Consider the following 18,194-nt stretch of genomic DNA (forward strand, 5'->3'; position numbering starts at 1 on the left):
ACACACTAAAAACCTATGAATGACTTTCCCTATCCCACAATCAAATCCTTTGAACGACTACAGGTATCAGATGGATTAATGATCAATAGTGAACGATGGAGACTTGCTCATGAATATCATCAACATCGACAAAATGTACAGTATCAGTCTCTCTTTTTACCAGGAATTATCTGTGGCTTAGGAGTTGCTCCGATCGCTGCACCTGAGAACTTACCTGCCAAATTTCGGGATGGACGTTGGGTGCAAATTCAACCAGGGATGGCGATTGATCTACAAGGTAATTTTATTGTTGTGCCAACTCCTCTCGATTTTCGGATTTCCACGACTGCTTACGATGCCGAGATTACAACCGTTTATCTAGTTCTTAGTTATGTCGATCCCGCTAAACTCAAACGGGCTAATGGCAATGAGGTACTGGTAGAAACCTTTAGAGTCAATGAGAAAACCGACTTACCCCTTGAAACAGATATTGAAATCTGTCGGATTGCGATCGCAGAAGGGAAGTTGGAAATCCAAAAGCCGATGGATATATTTTCTCCCAATGTGTCTCAGTTAGATATGCGCTACCGTTTACAAGCTCAAATTCGTCCCAAAAACTTGGTTCGAGTAGCAACTTTCAGCGACAATCAACAAAACACCATTCAAGAAAATCTCCATTTTCTCGGACAATCTTTATCCAGTCTTGCACCGAGCTTTAGCATAATTGAGCCAATCAGTAAGCTAGATATTAATGCTGAACTAACATTGAGTCATCTCAGTACCTACCATCTCATTTGTCTAACCCATGCCCAAGTTTTAACCATTAATGATGCTACACAGTTATCTTTACGAGAATACATTGCTATGGGTGGTGTCGTACTGATCGAAGCCTCAATTCGGAATAGCCAGTTGGAAAATCTATTGGAAATTTATAATGAACTCCAAAATGCTAACAACAAGCTCAAAAAAACTAGCCAATCGCAATCAATGGCTCAACAAGCTGATCAATCAAGTATTCAAGCAGAACTATTATCTGAGTTAGAAGCGATCGCGATCGAAATCAATTCGTCTACGCAAGATTTTCTTAATTCTTTTCGCAGTAGGCTTCCTATGGAAACACCGATGCAAATATTTTCTGATTTGGAGCGCACTCACCCTCTCCGTAGTCAGCCGTTTATTCTCCCAAATTTGTCAGCGCTCCTCCAGCAACCAATGCAGATTCTCACAAATGGGGGTGTAGTTGTCATACTAGGACAACTATCACCTATCTGGAGTGGTCAGTCAGATCAAGGCTTAACGAGAGAAACTATTCGCAATTGCCAAGAATTGGGGATTAATATTCTCAACTATGCTGCTCAACGCTATGGAATGTATCAAGCCATGCAAGTAAATCCTCAATACCAAAACAACCTTAATCTGCAACCAGAATCCGATCAACGCCGTATAACCAATATGGTTGATACCCTCCCATAGAACATCTAGATATTCACATTTATCCAAGGTTATTTATCCATGTCTTCGATTCGTCAAGTTTTTCCCATTGTTCTAAGCATTCAAATTACTGTGGCAGTTGGTATCACAGGTTGGATTTCATTTAATAGTAGTGAACGTGCTGTCCAGAAGCTAACTCGTCAACTTTGTGATAATTTAAATTTACGGGTTGAACAACAAATTACTTCCTATCTAGAGGAGTCAGTACGAATTAATCAGTCATTAACTACTGCCCTTAGTAACGGCAGTATTAACCCGAATGATATTAGTCAAGTTCAGAAAGATGTTTTTAATAAAGCAAGGGAACTAAATATCCAGAACATTTTGTTTTATGGTAATGAAAGCGGAACTATGGTTGGCATCGAGCGCTACATTGGCTCCGATTTTTTGCTGCGTATTCGTGAGGATGGGATTAGTCCTAATCGCCCCACCTATGTACTAAGTGGTAATGGAGTACGCGGCAAATTGATCACAAATGAAGTATATGACCACCGAACCCGTCCGTGGTATATTGCCGCTAAGCAGTCTGGTAGGGCAATTTGGAGTTCGATTTTTGTTAGTACCACTGATGGTGAACTGACTACTACCAAAGCAACACCAATTTATAACGCTAGTGGCAATATACAGGGTGTAGTAGGCATTAATATTTCACTAAAACAAATTAAGCAGTTCATGTTACAAACTCGCCCTTCGGAGCGATGGAACGTATTTTTAGTTGAGGGCAACGGTACACTGGTTGCATCTACGTCCGAAGCTCCAGTCTTTGAGAAAAATGGCAATGTAGTTAAGCGTTTTGAGGCTTCTCAAAGTCAAGATCCTAAACTAAAGAATGCTGGGCTAGCTATTCAACAACAGTTTGGTGGATTTCAAAGCCTTCAAGACGCTCAAGTAATTGAGTTTGAGTTTAATGGTGAAAAATATATTGTTAGTACTCATAAGTTGAATCAAGACTTGCAACTAGATTGGTCAGTTGGGATTATCGTGCCAAAGTCAATTTTCATGCAGGAGATTGATACAAATAACCGAGTCACTTTAATTATTATTGTGATTATGTTGGGGGCAAATATTTTGATCGGTTTGGCGATCGCCACATGGCTTTTACGACCAATTAAAGATCTGATGACTGCGGCAAAGGAAATCGAAGAGGAATCTTTTAATCCTGAGGAATTGGCTTCAGTGGCTCAGCGTCAGGATGAACTGGGACAAATGGCGCGAGTATTTCAAGAGATGGGAAGTACCATTGCTGAACGACAAAATGGTATGAAGAGTCAACTTAGTAAACTGCGCGCCGAAAAAGATGAAGCTAAAAAAGCGGCGATCGCATCGCAAATGGGACAGACTAATTCAGTAGAATCACTTCTGAGCCGTGCTAGAGCATTAAGAATAGGCGAAACCTCGCGTCGTTCTTAGACCCAATTTTGTCGTAGACAAAATGAAAATCGCAAACCTTTACTGTAGTTATTTTTAGATTTAGCAAATGAACAAGTACGCATTTGCCAAACGCTATCAGAGAAACCTAGGAGAATACGGCGATGTCCGCAAATCAAATCGGCTTAGAGATACCTCAAAAAGAACTAAATTTTAAAATCGGTTCTACAAAAAATTCTTTTCCTGTAGTTGTTGTTAATGATAGCAATCAGTTCTCTAGCTTTCAGATTGAACTCATTGCCGCAGGTGCAGATATTCAAGAAGTTGGCTATGAATGGTATACGATTTCCCCTGATGTGAGTGTGAAGATCCCCCCAGGAGATTTGGTCGAGTTTGTGGTTTCGATTATTGAAACCCCGATCTCAGGATTTACAGGGATTATGAATATTACAGTTCGGGCTTTTTCAATCGAATTACGCGAAGAAAATCGTGAAGTATTACGCATCAATCTCCAAGAAGGCGCAGGGCGATCAATTTTAAAGGCTGAAATACCTGCTCAAAAACTTCAAGCTATGCCCCTTGACGATCTAGAAATTCCTATCTTAATTGGGAATCCCAGTCAGCAAAATACAAATGTAACCTTAACCTGCCGTGATCTGCCAGATTCATGGTTTCCTAGGGGCAATACTCAACAGTTTACAGTCAAGGCTGGGGCGCAGTTTCGAGCTTCCTTTATATGTAATTTGCCATTTGATCATGATGCGATCGCCAAATCCTATCCTTTCACTATTGATATTTCCCATACTAATGGCTTACCTTCTCAATTAACATCGAGCTTAGAAGTATTGCCAAAAGGTGAGTTAGCCGTAGTTTGTTTACCAAGATTACAGACTATCCCCGCTAAGCGATCGTGGAAGTTATGGTGGAAGTTTTGGCAATCCTCACCCGCGATATTTACGCTCACAGCCGACAATGCTAGCAACCTTCCTCAAAAAATTAGCTTTGATCTAGAGAATGTTAATTCTAATGATTATGAAGACTTTTCCTTTGAAGTGTCACCCAATGATGCGGAAATTGAACCATTCAGTAAAAATGATCTCCAGCTTCAAGTTGATAAATCTCGACCTTGGGTGGGAGCATCTCAAAAATTAAATCTTTTAATTAAGGCAAACTGGCAAGATACAAGGGTTAACACCATTGATGAAGTCCAAGCGATTGAAGTTGTTGTTAAACCAGTAGTTCCACTTTTCTTAATAATTCTGATTTTAGCAATTCTTCTCTTTGTCATTGGCTGGTTGTCTGGCTTTAATCCTAACAATCCATTTCCACCTCATCAGGGAGCAGTTACATCTGTTCAGTATGATGGTATCGGAGACAATGCGATTAGTAGTTCTAACGATCGCACAATCCGTAAGTGGAATGTATCGGGATTTTATCGCCCGTTTGTTGGTTTTGATCTAGGTACTTTGACAGAAGCTCAAAAAGCTATTCGTACAGTTCGCTATCGTCCTGTTAATAATAATTTTGTAGCGTCAGGACTAGAAAATGGTGAAATCCAGATTTTGGATAGTCAATCCGAAAATCAACGTCCGATCGCCACATTTACTAATCAAGCAGATGATCGCGTATTTAGCTTAGAGTATACCCTTGACTCGAGAACCTTATTTAGTGGTCATGGGAGTGGCACAGTATTACGATGGGATCTCCAAAATTTATTTACCAATCCGCCCACCCAACCGAGTCAGATCAAGAAATTTGATTTTGCAGTTATTGCGATCGCTCTAGTTGGACAAGATGACAGCACTTTAGCGATCGCTGGACGTTATAACCAACTTGTACTTTGGAACTGGGTCAACAATACAGTTAAGCAAATCCCCTATCCCAATGTCGGTGGTCAAGATGACTATATCCAGAGTATTTCTGTACCAGATCTCAAACGCAATTTACTGGCTACAGCCGACAATCAGGGCTATATGTCAGTTTGGGATCTCAGTACCTGTTTGCAAAGCAATCGCCCTTGTCAATTAGTCGATGGCTGGAAAGATGCTCATAATTCTAAACCTGTGCGTTCAGTTGCCTTCAGTTCCCAAGGTTGCTATTTAGTAAGTGGTGGTGACGATGGTCAAACAAAACTATGGGCTTTAACTGCCAATGGTAAACGTACCAGTAATATTAATGGCAAAACTTTAGAGACTAATCGTTCTTCAGTTAGTGCTGTCGATATCCATTTGATTGGGAAGGATATTGTGACGATAAGCGGAACAACGGAAGGAAGAGTACTTGGGCAAAAAACAGAACGACTTTTTAATCTAGGATGCGATGTTAAGTAGTTAATAAAAAAGTTTAAAAGTGTGGCTTTGCCACACTTTTAAACTTTTTTATTGCTATAATAGTGCTGAGTTCTTGTTTTTTACGCGATCATAGAGTGTTTCCATCGTTTCAATAAAAGAGCTATCCTTTTTCCAGAAGGGAGGATTATCACCTTGTTTTTTGATAGCGATCGCCGACACACTCGCAGGAGCAGCAAAGGGAATTGCTTGTGGTAGGCGCTTTTGTCCCTGCCAAAATTGTTTGAGGGTAGGAGTTTCTGTAATCGCTACAGTTTGCGGCTTCGTGAAGTATGAGGTTGCTACTTCTGGCTCAAGGGTGCGATCGCCTAATTCTGATGCGAGGGCTTTGCCGAGAGGCGATTTGATTAATTCTGCTTGTAGATCTTCTTTAGAGATGCCGCGCATCTCGAATAACAAAAACGGATTTTGATCGAGTTCGCCCGATAGTCGGTAACATAGCCCTGCAATATGTTTGCAAGGATTGGAATAGTCGGGACAGGAACATTCCGTATGAAAGTCTTTGCTGCTATAGGGCAGTAGATGTTTGCCAACGGCGGTAAAACTATCTTCAATATTTTTAGGTACTTCATTGAGCAGTAATCTAGCGACTACGCTTGCCTTGGAGGACATATTAGCAATGATTTTTGTCCAGTCTTTGGCAGCGATCGCGGTCATTTTTACTTCAGTTCCATAGAGTGGTTCTTTATAGACTCCAAAATAAGGATTGACGTTACCGCGAATCGTGGCGGTGGCAAGTCCTTTCGTAATATCGAAATGGAGAATGCGACTGTCTCCAGAATAGGCGCGACCACGTTGGAGCCTACCTGAATCGGTGAAAGATTCGAGAGCGCTAATGAATTTTTGACCCCACCATGTCCGACTATGTTTTGCCATTGTTTTACTTTTTGATAATTAATGTGAATTATAGCTCTAGTCCTTGTTTGCGATATTTATCAATCAATAGATTTGTAAATTCATTTTGTGGTTGCTGAGATGCTGAACTGATCTTCTTTTTTGCAGCAACTAATTCACGGATACGAGGTGATTGTAGTCCTAGCACCATGTCGTCTTCGGGGATGCCTTTAGCAATAAGTTCTTGATCGACAAATATTTCAGTGGCGTTATGTTGCAGCCAAACTTTGTTATCAATAATATCAATCTGCATAGGACAGCCGTAAATTCGCCTTGCGCCTTGCCAACCAACATGAACTAACAAGTAGCGGTCACGTTGTTCATCAAATACTAATTCGGCAGTGACGTTTTCATAAGGTGAGACGCTTTCTTGGGCATATTCTTCGAGAAAGGTACGCACGATTTGGCGATAATGTTCTACTCGATCCATTGTTCTATCTCCTCTTTTTCTGTATTGTAAACAAGCAGCTTAACTTGAAAACGGGCGATCGCGGTTTTGACTGGCTCAAAGCGAAAAAATGCTTCGTAAGTTTCAAAGGGAACGGCTAAGTAGAGAATGCGATCGCGATCTTCTAATTCTAAAACAATTTGATAGTTGAGGAACTGTCCCAATGCTGTATGAAATTGGGAAATTGCTGAACCTCCAAAAAAGTTGTAAAAGTATAGTAACTGCACTTAAAGGTATTATTGATTGGACTCAGTTATAAGCATTCCCATAGGCTAGCTACATCACAAATGCCAGTGCTTTTACCAACAAATGATTGTATAGAATCAGAATCTTCGTTAATTAAAGAACAGTTAACATTATAGAGGATAAAGTCTTTATAGCTGTTCCAAGAAGGTGAATCTCGTAATAACCAAGAATGTCCCAAATATGGTAGATGCCCTAGAGTCATTTGAGGATTTATCCAATTAATAGTTTCGTAATTTGTCCAGTATTCATTACAGTATTCCTGCTCTCCTGAAGTAAAACACCAACCAAATTGCCTTCCCAATTTTCCAAACATATCATTTCCCAACCCTTCTCCATTAATATTGACTATATTTCTCTGTATACTGAAACCCAAAGTAGATTCACTATAGTTAACCCACAATTGATCTATTAGTTTAACAACTTCTCTACTTTTAACTTCAGTTATGATATTTTGTATGTCTGAACCAGAGAGCCATCCTTTATGTTTGGAATCGCCAAGTGCCAATAACAAGCCTATTGTTTGAGAATTTGCTTCTTGCCATTTTTGTCTTTGTAAGAAGTACTCCAGCTTTTTCCAATTTTTGCTTAAGTGTAAAAACGTAATAGCTCAACGTAGGAAAATTGACAAAGGGGCAAAAGCTGATAAATTAAAGAAATGAAAGAACTACCCAACCTAAAAGAACTAACAGACGAGGCAAAAGAAGCCTTGATAGTTAAGTTATGGGAAGAACTACAAAAACTACAGAAGCAGTTAGAAAAGAAACCAAAGAAGACTTCAAAGAACTCAAGTTTGCCACCAGCCAAAGGATTTAAAGCGGAAATCAATAATCCAGAAGAAACAGAAGGCAAACGAGCAGGAAGTATAGGAAGAGATGGAGGAGGTCGTCAACTGAGTGAAAATCCAGACCAAACGCTCAAAGCAACTGTAAAAAGTTGTGCAGAATGTGGGAAAGAGATCGCTGAATCAATGCAGGTATTACTGGAACGATACGACAAGATCGATATACCACCAATCAAGCCCATCGTTACCAGAATCGAAAGGTATGGATGCAAGTGTGAGCATTGTGGACAGGAACAAATCGCAGCATTACCCGTAGGACTTGAAGTAGGAAGTCCCTTTGGAGAAAGAATAGCTGCCCTAGTGACAACGATGAGATACAGTCACGGTATAAGCTATGGAAGAATGCAGCAAATGCTGAGTGAAGTATTTGGCTTAGAGATATCAGAAGGAGGTATCGCCAATCTCTTAACAAGGGTGAAAGGACAACTAGAGTCGGAGGTGACAGGAATACTCCAAGCCCTAAAAACATCTCGTCTAGTATGCAGTGACGAAACCAGAGCAAGGGTAAACGGTAAAAATCAATGGGAATGGGTATTTCAGAACGAACAAGTATGTTTTCATATCATCCGACCGTCTAGAGGCGCAGATGTCATCGCCGAAGTGATGGCAGAGCATCAACCAGAGGTGTGGGTATCAGATTTGTTTAGCGCCCAAAAGACCAATCCAGCGACAGAATGGCAAGTTTGTCTTGCCCATCAACTCAGAGATTGTCAGTATGGAATTGATGCAGGAGACCAGATTTTCTCTGGCAGGATGAAAAAGCTGCTGCTACGAGCTTTGGTGCTGCGAAGGCGATGGTCGGATTTAGCTGACTCTACTCGTTATCAATATCGATGTCGATTGTATCGAGACCTCGACAATATTTTAGCTCTGTTACCTACTCAAGAAGATGGACTTAGATTACAGAAGCGATATCTAGAATTACGAGAAACTTATTTTTTTTTCTGTTTTTGGATGACCACACCATCCCGCCAACTAATAACTCTAGCGAACAGGCTTTACGTTGGAGTGTCATTTTTAGAAAAGTTACGAATGGTTTTCGCTCCGATTGGGGGCGTGACTTATTTGCGGCTGTTCGTTCCATTGTCAATACTGGAAAAAGACAAGGCTTTTCTGCTTTTGAGTCCATTCTTATCGCTTTGAATCCTCTCAAATCATTGTTTTCTATAGGTTGAGCAATTACGTAAAAACTTAGCATCAATTGGTATTTCTGAATACTCAGTGTTTATGCATTCCTTTACTATCTCAATGTTTTTAAATAATCTGTTCTGAATTGAGAAAGTAAAATCTGAGTCAGTTTCTTGGACATGGTTGTAATCAGAGATTGCACCTTTTTTATCTCCTAATCGTAATCTCACTAGTCCGCGATTGTAGTAGGCTTTGACGAGTTCAGGTTGGAGGCAAATCGCTTCTGTGTAGTCGTCAAGCGCTCCCAAATTATGTCCTCGATTTTGTTTTTCGAGAGCACGATTAAAATATTCAGTAGCCGATAGAGAGCGTTGAGGATTTGGAGAAGAAAGAGTGGTTTGCGATGGAACGGGAGAAAATGATTCACCTTTCTTTCTTAAAACGAGAATTTGCGATGCTTCATTGTTAGCCAGATCGAACTCGATCGCCACCTTTCCCCATTTAAAAGCACTTTCATAACCCTTCCCCGCCCCGATCGCATCATAAAACCCCTGCGAAAACTTAATCGCCACATTATCCGCCACCCGATCTCGCATCCCAATCGTAAACGGAATATTTGCTGATATCGCATCACCCTGCACATCCGAATAACAAGCATTCAACACCACACATTCCAGATGTTCATCGCAAAGCTGCAACAAATTAGCCAATGGTTGCGCGGGAACAAATTTAATTTCATTGCTGCTAGTCGAATGCGATCGCACCTCTCCACTATCCGAACGATAGATCGCCCCCACCGACTCATCACTTACAAATAACAGCCCCTTCTCTCCCGCACCATGACCGCTAAAATGCAAAACGTGCGGTTCTAAATCCAACAAAGCGCGACGCAATTCTGAAGGGGTAGCCGCTAGACAATATTCCACCACAAAATTACCGCTTTTGCGGGATCTCTTTAATGCCTCTTTAATAGTTTTTACCTCATGGTCTAACTTCAGAGGAGAAGACCCCAAAGGATTAGCCGCTACCACCAAAATTCTGACGTGATCGCCTGATTTCTCTAACCGTTCCGCAATCCCAATATTGAGGTTCTGCACATTCACAGTACCGCCCTGCACGTTAATACCAATTTTTTCAGCTAAGGGATCGGTCATAATATTAAGACTGTCGGATGACTATATTATCGTTAGATTTTGAGTGGATTACAAGTATTTGGACAATTAGCAAAAGTAAAATCTAACTGAGTCAGTGATCGTCTCAACATCAAACACCTGAGACAAGCTAAAATCAAACCAAACCTAAACCTAAAAAATATACCCAATCGGGTTCACCCCAAAACAGGTATGAAATATCTGAACGTCCAAGAAGTTAACCCTTCCCTTGCTGCAATTGTTAATGAAGTTTCAGTTAACCAATCTGAAATTGTGATCACTCGCAATGGCATCCCCCTAGCCAAAATCGTTCCCTACACTACCTCTCGGATTAAACATTACCCACTTCGAGGAATGCCAATTACAATCTCTGCTGACTTTGACGAACCCATGTCCGATCTATGGGAAGCACTAAACGAATGATTTTACTCGATACCCATGTTTGGCTATGGTTACTGCACAATCCCAGCCAACTATCAGAAAAAGCACAAGAGCAATTTCTATCGAAGAAGATCGTGATGGCTTATTGGTTTCAGCTATTTCTGTATGGGAAATTGCCGTTAAAGCCAGTCTTGGAAAATTAGACATTCCTCTCTCTATCGATGAATGGTATCAATTAGCCAAAAGTCATTCTGGAATAATTGTTGAACCTTTAGATCCATTAGATGCGATCGCAAGCAGTCTTCTACCAGAGCCATTTCACAAAGACCCAGCCGATAGAATTTTAGTAGCGATCGCTCGACGATATCAAATTCCACTTGTAACCTGTGATGCCAAAATTTTAAATTATCCCCACTTAGAGACAATTTGGTAGCGATCGCCTAGAACTAGTTCTTCAGTAATCTCATTTATTTTCGCATAAAAACTTTTTAATTCATTAATCCATAATTGCACTCTTATTCAAAGCAATAAGCTGCTTGAACTTGTCGTTGTCTATCTCCGTGAGCCAAGACTCATCCGCGCCGACGATCGCACCAGCCAGTTTCTTTTTGTCCTCAATCATTTGATCGATGCGCTCCTCTAAGGAACCGATAGTTATGAATTTATGGACAAAAACATTTTTCTTCTGCCCAATCCGAAAGGCGCGATCGGTGGCTTGGTCTTCAACGGCGGGATTCCACCAGCGATCGAAGTGGAAGACGTGATTTGCCTTGGTGAGCGTGATACCGACACCACCAGCCTTGAGCGAAAGAACAAATACCGAAGGCTCAGTTTCAGGATCTTGGAACTCCGTAATCATCCGTTCGCGTTTATCGCGATTTGTGCCACCGTGAATATAGTAGGTGTTGTAATGCAGCTTTTGACGGACGTATTTTTCTAGAGCATCACCGATTTCTGTGAATTGAGTAAAGATTAAGATGCTTTCTCCTTCGGAAATTACTTCTTCCATCATCTCGGTCAAACGGCTAAGCTTATGCGATCGCTCGGTTGTGAAGTCGCTACCATCTTGCAAAAATTGACGGGGGTGATTGCAAATTTGCTTGAGTTTTAATAATGTCGAAAGGATTAAGCCCTTGCGTTGAATCCCTTCCACTTCATTGAGTTGTTTTTCTACATCTCTCACCACTACTTCATAAAGTGATGCTTGCTCTTTAGTGAGGTTGGTGTAGAGCTTTTGTTCGATTTTATCGGGTAGATCTTTAATGATCGATTGATCGGTTTTGACGCGCCTGAGAATAAATGGCTCGACTAGTTTTTTTAATACGCCTGCTTGAATTTGATCATTATTCTTTTGGATTGGTGTTTCAAAGGATTTTTTAAACTGGGCTTCTTTGCCCAAATAGTTGGGATTTAGGAAGTTGAAAATTGACCATAAATCCAGCAGCCGATTCTCAACAGGTGTACCTGTGAGGGCGAGGCGGTGTTTGGCCTCGAGTTTGAGAATTGCCTTGGCTTGAGCAGCTTTGGGGTTTTTGATGTTTTGGGCTTCATCAATCACAATCCGATGCCAGTTCATACTGCTAAACATGGCTTCGTCTTTGCGAATGAGAGTGAAGGAAGTAATAATCAAATCATGGGTTTGGCAAATATCCTGAAAAGCTTGAGCATTTTGGGTGCGATCGCTACCATGATGCACGATCGCACGTAAATGTGGCGCAAACTTCTCGATTTCTTTTTGCCAGTTACCGACAACGGATGTTGGTGCAATCAGTAACGTGGGCGGAATCTCATTTATCGATACAACGGCAGGAACAACTTTTTGGGATTTCGCTGTTTTTGTTGTTTTCTTGGCTTTCGTCGGCTGGGCAACTTCACCAATGGCGGCTCGCTCATTCACCAACCTAGCGATAATCTGTACCGTCTTTCCTAAACCCATATCATCGGCTAGACAACCATTTAAACCTAGACCTTCTAAATATTGCAACCATGCCACACCGCGTTTTTGATATTCGCGTAGAGTTCCATTAAGTTGCGGTGGATTTTCGATTGGTTCAAATTGCTGTTTATCCTGTAATTTTGACAGCATCTCTGAGAGGGTACTGTTGCGATCGACTTCCCAATCAGGATCAGTGGCAGTTAACTTCATCAGGTCAATCAGACTCATTGCCGATGTGCCTTGCCCCTGTTTTTGCCAGAAGGTGAGCATCTCTTGCATTTTGTCGCGATCGAGTTCGATCCATTCGCCACGAAACTTAACTAGAGGTGCTTTATCATTAACTAGCTGTTCCCATTCCTTTGCAGAAACAATTTCATCACCGATCGCTAATTCGTACTGATACTCCACCAGTTGCTCAAAACCAAAGTAGCTCTTGGCTTGAGTTTTGCTACTAGTAGCACTTTTTCCAGAACCTTTGAGCTTGATTTTTGCCTTGCGTCTACCCACAGGTGTCCACCAAGCAGGGACAACCACTTTGTATCCAGCATCTTCTAAAACCCAAGCTGATTCTTTCAGAAATTCAAAGGCTTGGTCAAGATTGAGACTTAAACCAACTGGGCGATCGGTTTCTAAGCCTTGCCAAATCGGATTATAGATTCTGGCAGCATAGCCAAGATTTAGTAATAAATTTTGCTCAAACTCTTTACCAAATTGCTTTTCAAGAGCTTTCTTTTTAGCTGCTGTCATTGTCCAATAATCGACTAGTGGCAACTTCAGCGATGGATCTTGTTTAGGCGCAACTTGAAATTGCAGTTGCCAAGTTTCCTCTTCCTTAAATGGAGCTTGGAGTTGAAAGCAAAGATAGAATGTGGAATCGGATTGGGTGCGTTTGATTTTTTGTTGCCATGCTTGCCATTGTTGGTACTCCTCTAATGCTGCGTCACCAGCAATCATCGAATCACCAAAGCGATCAGCAGAAAAATCTAAACCTCTATGTAATAAGGAATCAAATACTTGCTTATCAAATTGGGCGGTGGTTGGGGTATTAGTGATGATGCTATGCAGAATTGATTCTGAAAAATGCTGTAATAGGGTGCGGCGATCGCAAAATAATGGTTGAGAATTAAGTTCGCTAAATCCTGAAACACATGCTAGGGGCATATATTCCAAATACTGCTGTAACTCTTCTTCGTATTTCTCAGAAACAATCTCCCAAGCTGGATAAATCTCAAATTTTGCTGTTTGACTTGCTGTTTTTTTGGATTTTGCAGAAGTTTTCGTGGCTTTACCTTCAAGTTCTCGATACTTAAAGGAAGGTATATATTGATCCTTGAGAATAATCTGTTTAAAGACTTGAGTGTAGTGATACCAAAATAGTAAATCAGAGCCTAGCTGTACTTCCGCAAGATTATTGATCGCGATGAAATGTAAATCATTTAACAATTTGATAACATTAATTGCTCGACGATATCTATAACTACCTATTTTGACGGAAGTAGTCACTTGATAACAATCAATTTGCCAATACTTTAGCTCAAAATCTTCAGGATTATCGATTTCTAAATATCGTGCTGATTCTAGAGATGGTAATGGTTGATTATCGCTGGTTGGCAAAAGAAAATATTGAGGAAAGATAATCTTTTCCTTTTCGTATCTTTTATTATGTGGTTCTTCTAAAAGATCATCCTTGATAGCTAGATCTTTATAGAGAAACAACTTTAAGTCTGACTCATCCAAACTCGCAGGATGTTTTGCGATCGCCCCAGATGCTTGTACCGTTTTGGATGATTTACGCTTGGTTGTGGCGATCGCCTTCGGTTCAGTGGTCTCTACCCAAATATAAAAATTGCCAGTCTGGATAAAGTCATTATCATGATCATGAATCCAAGTACCATGCAGAATTTTCATATTACTATCACAAAAAACTAGAATTCTTTAAAAGAGATGCTTTGCGGTGTTTTTAAAGAATATCTTGATTCTGGTTTTAGCGTAAAGTGTTATAGCCTAATATATATAGCAATGTAAGAGATAGCTCGGACAAAAATCAAAACCCAAAAGAAGAGTGGCGGCGCTTCGCGCCGCCACTCTTCTTTTGGGTTTGATGTCCTAAGCAAAACTTACATTGCTATATATATCAAACCCTAGTCATTTGGAGCAATTTTGTTTTTTTTGAATGACTTTTATAAATATCCAACGTCAGCTTTAGAGAAATCTAAAATGTCATTGATTAGTTTCAATAGATGATTTTCTCCATGTTCAATTGTTTGTAATGCTCTAATCTGTTTTTGATTGAGGGAGCCATATACCTCCTCCTGCAAATTCTCTACTAATCCTAAAATAACGCTCAGTGAAGTACGAAGTTCGTAGCTCATGTTGGCAAGAAACTCATCTTTTGTCCAATGGGTCTGAGCTAACTCTTGATGAACATTCGATAAGGCTTTATTAAACTCATGAAGTCTGACCTTGGCAAGTTTGCGATCTCTAATGGCGTAGGCTAAAGCAATGCGATCGCTAATATCCCTCAGCACTCCCTGTATACCAATCACATCTCCGAGTGAATTCCTAGCAGGATTGACGTTAGAGGATACCCAAATAAAACTATCATCGCTTTTGTAATGGCGAAACTTTATTGGTACATCTCTTTTTTTACTGGGATCAAGAACTCGCTCAATACTTTTTTTAAAGCGGAGGCGATCGCCTAAATGAATAAGATCAATCATCGATTTACCAATCCAGTCAGCAGGTTGCCACCCAAATAGATCTTGAAATTGAGGCGAGAGATAAATAAAGTTACCTTCTAGATTAATTGACCAAATTAAATCATTTGAACACTCTAAAAAATTATAAAATTTCTCGCAACCTTCGGCGATGATTTCTTCTGCTCTCTTCCGCAAACTCAGTGCATCAGAAATTGTATTAATTAAGCGGATTCTCTCAAATAAATGATCAAGTGATTGGACTAATCGCTGTGAAGTCAAATATTCCTTAATCAAATAGTCTTGAATACCATTTTTGGAAGCTTGAGCCGCAGTATATTCATCAATTTGTTTTGTCAACAAAAGAGTCGGCAGCAGAGCTATTTGTCCTTGTTGATTCATCCAGTTGAGAAATTCTAGACCATGATCATCGGTTAATGACAAGCCAAGCAAAATAGCATCAGTCTTCTTTTGTGTACATATATCTTTAGCCTTCTCTAAATTATCTGTTTCTAATATTAGATAAGTATGAGGACGTTCGCTATTGAGGTAGCGAAGATATTTACGCCGATCTATTTCAGAATCATCAACAATCAAGAGGGTAGTGATCATAGAGATTAGCTAATTTAATATGAAGAAAACTCGAACAAAGTATAGAAAAGATCATGAATACTAGATATTTTTAAGGAATGCAGCACCCGAAGGGTGCATCATTCCTTAAACCATTTAGGGATGATATTAATAAGAAATCAGCCTATAGATGTTTATCTAAAGTTTTACTAAACTCTTCATAGGTCTTGACTCCAATCATCGTCTCAACTAATTCTCCATCTTTAAAGAATAGGACGGCTGGAATACTTTTCAACCCAAATTCCTTAGCTAAAGGTTTATTTCCATCAATGTCTAATTTCATGACTTGAGCGCGATCGCTATAATTTGCCGCAAGTTGATCAATCAATGGAGCAATTACCTTACAAGGACCACACCAAGTTGCTGTGCAGTCTACGACAAGTAGAGAAGTCTTTGCTCGTAGAGTTTCAAATTCAGTTTGGTCTTGGATAAAAACTGCTGTACTCATAAATTTTTTTTATTGCTTTTTATTATTTTTAGAGGAAAGATAGATTAAGACAGGTTAATATTGTGTCAGAAAGTGGGTTAGACTAAGTTTTAAAGGGGGGAATAGAACCTTTAAATGGCATTATTCAGTATTGTCACATTTTCATGAGCGCAATAAATTTATTTTAATTATTTTATTTTTATAGCCATGACAGAAAACGGGTTAGAAGGACTGTCTGTTTGGGAAAGACTAGAACGTGGTAGACGCGCTAAGGCTGCATCAGGGGGATATGCAGGTTATGGTTCGCCTGCGTTTGGACAGCGATCGCTAGATGGAGAGTTGGTGGAAGATCCTGAAGAGGTTCAAGTAGTTGAACTAATTCGTCGCCACCACAAATCAGGCAAGTCATTACAGAAGATCGCTGATTGGTTAAATCATCAGGGTTACACCACTAAACGAGGACAAACGTGGAAGCGAATTTCTGTAAAGCGAGTTTTAGATCGCTTGTATGGAAAGACTGCCAGAATTTCTGAAGTCTCAACTCAAAATGAAACCCAAGATCAAACTGAAACCCAAACTGATAATCAATCTTGTTAGCTAAATATCGATTCACCATTATCATAATATAAACTATATACAGATATAAATTTATCGATTTTATTGTAACATCTGTCGATTATATACCGATATAGGCTTAAACTCAATATCGTTTTTACACTTGAGGCTGAAAAATGTTACATTTGTCTTGGTAAGTAACTACATCCACATGATTAAAGCCCAAAACTATCCCTGTGCAAACTTTTCAGGAATCTAAGATTGAGGGTGTTTACTGAGCTACTTATCTGCCTGCTGATCTGATCGCAATTAATTTGACCATGCAATTTGACACTCCGCTTGATTGGATTCCTAGTTTAACTAGTGTAATTGAATATTCTCCTTTGATCGTGACACCACAGACACCTCTAGTTGATGCGATCGCGATGATTAGTCAAGCACATTATCCTAGTTGTTCTTTACTTAATTCAGATATTTCCGAATCCCAATCTGATCTATTAAATTCATGTTCTCAGTTAACGCAACTTGAGGTTAGAACAAGTTGCGTTTTGGTGAAGCAAGATCAAGATTTAGTTGGCATTTTAACAGCCCGAGACGTGGTGAGACTGACCGCCCAAGAAGTTGACTTTCAAAATGCTACGGTTGGCGATTTCATGACCACACCAATTGTGACAATGCCACAACGATCCGTAGGAGATATATTTGCTGCATTATTTTTATTTCGCCGTTACCAAATTCGACATTTGCCTCTAGTAGATGATCAAGGGGATCTGATCGGCGTGATTTCCCATGAGGGCATTCAGCATATTCTCCGTCCTGCCAATCTTCTCCGCTTTCGGCGTGTTGCTGATGTAATGACTACTCAGGTAATCTATGCATCTATAGACACTCCAGTTTTAGATCTAGCCTATTTAATGTCAAAGCATCTCGTTAGCTGTGTGGTTATCACTCAGACCGATGAAGAAGACAATCAACGTCCTGTGGGAATTGTTACTGAGCGAGATATTGTCCAGTTCCACGCATTTCAGATTAATCTAGCCACTACAGAGGCGCAAACGGTGATGAGTTCACCACTTTTTTTACTCAGTCCCGATGATTCATTGTGGACAGCCCATCAAGAAATGAAAAAACGTCGCGTCGGTCGAATGGTCGTCTCATGGAATTGGGGGCAAAGCTTAGGAATCGTTACCCAAACCAGTTTATTAAAGATATTTGATCCGATGGAAATGTACGGCGTAATTGAGAATATGCAAAAGACAATTCAACAACTACAGACTGAATCTCCAGAATCTGCTGAAACAATTGCACCTGAAGATAACAATCTACCAAAATCTTTGTCAAGTGCGCCTGTTGTAAGTTCAGTTGATCGTATAGATTCAATAATATCTCGTGTCTATACAACGATTCAACAGTTAATCAATAACTTTGATTTATCAAATGAAGAAATGCGATCGCAACTTAATGCAGTTCTTGACGATCTTCAACCTTTGAAACCATCATCTTTGACTGCTATCCCAGAAAAAGAAAGTGAAAAGAATGTTACTCCTTTGCAATCTAGTATATTGTTTTAGAGGCTCCATTGTAAAACAAGGAACCAAATTTTTGATGGCGCAGCAAAGCCACACCATCAAAAATCTGTTCCCTATTAAATTGCAGAATCCTAGACTGTGTAGGA

The 18,194-nt window shown here is 40.1% G+C and carries 16 protein-coding genes and 1 pseudogene; 9 read left to right on the forward strand and 8 right to left on the reverse strand.

Going from position 1 to position 18,194, the window contains the following annotated elements; translation table 11 throughout:
- The first annotated feature begins 15 nt into the window (after positions 1 to 15).
- The 3 genes from ABM313_RS03885 (at position 16) to ABM313_RS03895 (ending at position 5,168) form a co-directional block, all read left to right on the forward strand.
- On the forward strand, positions 16 to 1,452 hold the full coding sequence (locus ABM313_RS03885; RefSeq protein ID WP_434686388.1) for a hypothetical protein: 1,437 nt from the start codon (positions 16 to 18) through the stop codon (positions 1,450 to 1,452).
- A 39-nt stretch (positions 1,453 to 1,491) separates the two neighbouring features.
- Positions 1,492 to 2,880 (forward strand): cache domain-containing protein, encoded by a 1,389-nt coding sequence (locus ABM313_RS03890; RefSeq protein ID WP_434686389.1) that lies wholly within the window; start codon positions 1,492 to 1,494, stop codon positions 2,878 to 2,880.
- A 122-nt stretch (positions 2,881 to 3,002) separates the two neighbouring features.
- Positions 3,003 to 5,168 carry a hypothetical protein gene (locus ABM313_RS03895; protein WP_434686390.1) on the forward strand — a complete coding sequence of 722 codons (2,166 nt, stop codon included), beginning with the start codon at positions 3,003 to 3,005 and terminating at the stop codon, positions 5,166 to 5,168.
- A gap of 54 nt (positions 5,169 to 5,222) precedes the next feature.
- Here ABM313_RS03895 and ABM313_RS03900 read toward each other — a convergent pair whose 3' ends face one another.
- The 4 genes from ABM313_RS03900 to ABM313_RS03915 are packed head-to-tail and all read right to left on the reverse strand — an operon-like array spanning position 5,223 to position 7,378.
- Complete coding sequence (locus tag ABM313_RS03900) at positions 5,223 to 6,062, reverse strand: SWIM zinc finger family protein (protein WP_434686391.1); 840 nt, start codon at positions 6,060 to 6,062, stop codon at positions 5,223 to 5,225.
- A 28-nt stretch (positions 6,063 to 6,090) separates the two neighbouring features.
- Positions 6,091 to 6,510: a XisI protein gene (locus ABM313_RS03905; RefSeq protein ID WP_434686392.1), complete on the reverse strand. Its 420-nt coding sequence runs from the start codon at positions 6,508 to 6,510 to the stop codon at positions 6,091 to 6,093.
- Positions 6,498 to 6,755, reverse strand: a complete 258-nt coding sequence (locus tag ABM313_RS03910; protein WP_434686393.1) for an element excision factor XisH family protein — start codon at positions 6,753 to 6,755, stop codon at positions 6,498 to 6,500. The genes ABM313_RS03905 and ABM313_RS03910 overlap by 13 nt, the downstream gene beginning before the upstream one ends.
- Before the next feature lie 26 nt (positions 6,756 to 6,781).
- Positions 6,782 to 7,378: a GUN4 domain-containing protein gene (locus tag ABM313_RS03915; protein WP_434688353.1), complete on the reverse strand. Its 597-nt coding sequence runs from the start codon at positions 7,376 to 7,378 to the stop codon at positions 6,782 to 6,784.
- Positions 7,379 to 7,924: 546 nt separating this feature from the next.
- Between ABM313_RS03915 and ABM313_RS03920 the strand changes: the two are divergent.
- Both ABM313_RS03920 and ABM313_RS03925 read left to right on the forward strand, forming a co-directional pair.
- A pseudogene (locus ABM313_RS03920) lies at positions 7,925 to 8,422 on the forward strand (IS66 family transposase); the annotation flags it as partial.
- A 143-nt stretch (positions 8,423 to 8,565) separates the two neighbouring features.
- Entirely contained in the window at positions 8,566 to 8,790 is a 225-nt protein-coding gene (locus ABM313_RS03925; protein WP_434686394.1) for an IS66 family transposase, read from the forward strand.
- Here ABM313_RS03925 and ABM313_RS03930 read toward each other — a convergent pair.
- Entirely contained in the window at positions 8,770 to 9,897 is a 1,128-nt protein-coding gene (locus ABM313_RS03930; protein WP_434686395.1) for a CHAT domain-containing protein, read from the reverse strand. The two genes, ABM313_RS03925 and ABM313_RS03930, sit on opposite strands and share 21 nt — an antisense overlap.
- Positions 9,898 to 10,086: 189 nt before the next feature.
- On the opposite strand from ABM313_RS03930, the gene ABM313_RS03935 reads away from it, so the two are divergent.
- Both ABM313_RS03935 and ABM313_RS03940 read left to right on the forward strand, forming a co-directional pair.
- Complete coding sequence (locus ABM313_RS03935) at positions 10,087 to 10,317, forward strand: type II toxin-antitoxin system Phd/YefM family antitoxin (protein WP_434686396.1); 231 nt, start codon at positions 10,087 to 10,089, stop codon at positions 10,315 to 10,317.
- A 25-nt stretch (positions 10,318 to 10,342) separates the two neighbouring features.
- A complete protein-coding gene (locus ABM313_RS03940; RefSeq protein ID WP_434686397.1) occupies positions 10,343 to 10,708 on the forward strand; it encodes a type II toxin-antitoxin system VapC family toxin in 366 nt (121 codons plus the stop codon).
- 63 nt (positions 10,709 to 10,771) lie between these two features.
- Here the strand turns inward: ABM313_RS03940 and ABM313_RS03945 are convergent, their stop codons facing one another.
- From ABM313_RS03945 to trxA, 3 genes are all read right to left on the reverse strand, one after another.
- A complete protein-coding gene (locus tag ABM313_RS03945) occupies positions 10,772 to 14,119 on the reverse strand; it encodes a DEAD/DEAH box helicase (RefSeq protein ID WP_434686398.1) in 3,348 nt (1,115 codons plus the stop codon).
- Positions 14,120 to 14,391: 272 nt separating this feature from the next.
- Positions 14,392 to 15,519, reverse strand: a complete 1,128-nt coding sequence (locus tag ABM313_RS03950; protein WP_434686399.1) for a PAS domain S-box protein — start codon at positions 15,517 to 15,519, stop codon at positions 14,392 to 14,394.
- A 142-nt stretch (positions 15,520 to 15,661) separates the two neighbouring features.
- Positions 15,662 to 15,985, reverse strand: coding sequence for a thioredoxin (gene trxA, locus ABM313_RS03955; protein ID WP_434686400.1), 324 nt, complete (start codon positions 15,983 to 15,985; stop codon positions 15,662 to 15,664).
- Between the two features lie 186 nt (positions 15,986 to 16,171).
- Between trxA and ABM313_RS03960 the strand changes: the two genes are divergently transcribed.
- Positions 16,172 to 16,561: a recombinase family protein gene (locus tag ABM313_RS03960; RefSeq protein WP_434686401.1), complete on the forward strand. Its 390-nt coding sequence runs from the start codon at positions 16,172 to 16,174 to the stop codon at positions 16,559 to 16,561.
- 278 nt (positions 16,562 to 16,839) lie between these two features.
- Positions 16,840 to 18,090, forward strand: coding sequence for a CBS domain-containing protein (locus ABM313_RS03965; protein ID WP_434686402.1), 1,251 nt, complete (start codon positions 16,840 to 16,842; stop codon positions 18,088 to 18,090).
- Positions 18,091 to 18,194: the final 104 nt, after the last annotated feature.

Origin of the sequence: Pseudanabaena minima str. Chao 2107 (assembly GCF_051131155.1) — a bacterium.
In the GTDB taxonomy this organism is placed as follows: domain Bacteria; phylum Cyanobacteriota; class Cyanobacteriia; order Pseudanabaenales; family Pseudanabaenaceae; genus Pseudanabaena; species Pseudanabaena minima.